This is a genomic window from Acinetobacter bouvetii, from assembly GCF_902753875.1.
GTDB classification, from domain to species: Bacteria; Pseudomonadota; Gammaproteobacteria; order Pseudomonadales; family Moraxellaceae; genus Acinetobacter; species Acinetobacter bouvetii_A.
In genome coordinates this window covers 1-1,163 of the sequence record NZ_CADDTS010000062.1, presented here as the reverse complement: position 1 = coordinate 1,163, position 1,163 = coordinate 1, and the positions used below count along the sequence as shown (strand labels likewise).

The following is a 1,163-nucleotide window of genomic DNA, read 5'->3' as shown; positions in this document are numbered from 1 at the left end:
CCACACGTAAACGTGGGCACAATTGGTCACGTCGACCATGGTAAAACTACTTTAACTGCTGCAATTGCAACTATCTGTGCAAAAACTTACGGCGGTGAAGCGAAAGATTACGCAGCAATTGACTCTGCACCAGAAGAAAAAGCACGTGGTATTACAATTAATACTTCACACGTAGAATACGATTCTCCAACTCGTCACTACGCTCACGTAGACTGCCCAGGACACGCCGATTATGTTAAAAACATGATTACTGGTGCTGCGCAAATGGACGGTGCGATCCTTGTATGTGCTGCGACTGATGGTCCTATGCCACAAACTCGTGAACACATCCTTTTGTCTCGCCAAGTAGGTGTACCTTACATCCTTGTGTTCTTGAACAAATGTGACCTTGTTGACGACGAAGAATTACTTGAATTGGTAGAAATGGAAGTTCGTGAACTTCTTTCTACTTATAACTTCCCTGGTGATGACACTCCTGTTATCCGTGGTTCAGCACTTGCTGCACTTAACGGTGACGCTGGTCAATATGGCGAATCTGCAGTTCTTGCTCTTGTTGAAGCGCTTGACACTTATATCCCAGAACCAGAACGTGCTATCGACAAAGCATTCTTGATGCCAATCGAAGACGTATTCTCTATCTCTGGTCGTGGTACAGTAGTAACTGGCCGTGTTGAATCAGGTATCGTGAAAGTAGGCGAAGAAGTTGAAATTGTTGGTATTAAAGATACAGTTAAAACAACTGTAACTGGCGTTGAAATGTTCCGTAAATTGCTTGACGAAGGTCGTGCAGGCGAGAACTGTGGTGTTCTTCTACGTGGTACTAAACGTGAAGACGTTCAGCGTGGTCAAGTATTGGCTAAACCAGGTTCAATCAAACCGCACACTAAATTCGATGCAGAAGTATACGTACTTTCTAAAGAAGAAGGTGGTCGTCACACTCCATTCCTTAACGGTTACCGTCCACAATTCTATTTCCGTACAACTGATGTAACTGGTGCGATCCAGTTGAAAGAAGGCGTGGAAATGGTAATGCCTGGTGACAACGTAGAAATGTCAGTAGAATTGATCCACCCAATCGCAATGGACCCAGGTCTACGTTTTGCGATCCGTGAAGGTGGTCGTACAGTTGGTGCTGGTGTAGTTGCTAAAGTAACTGCATAATC

1 protein-coding gene is annotated in these 1,163 nt (G+C 44.5%); it reads left to right on the top strand.

Annotated features, from left to right (window positions below; all coding sequences use genetic code 11):
* On the top strand, positions 1 to 1,161 hold a 1,161-nt coding region (tuf, locus tag FB6_RS16515), incomplete at its 5' end, for an elongation factor Tu (protein ID WP_217427351.1).
* Between the last annotated feature and the right edge of the window lie 2 nt (positions 1,162 to 1,163).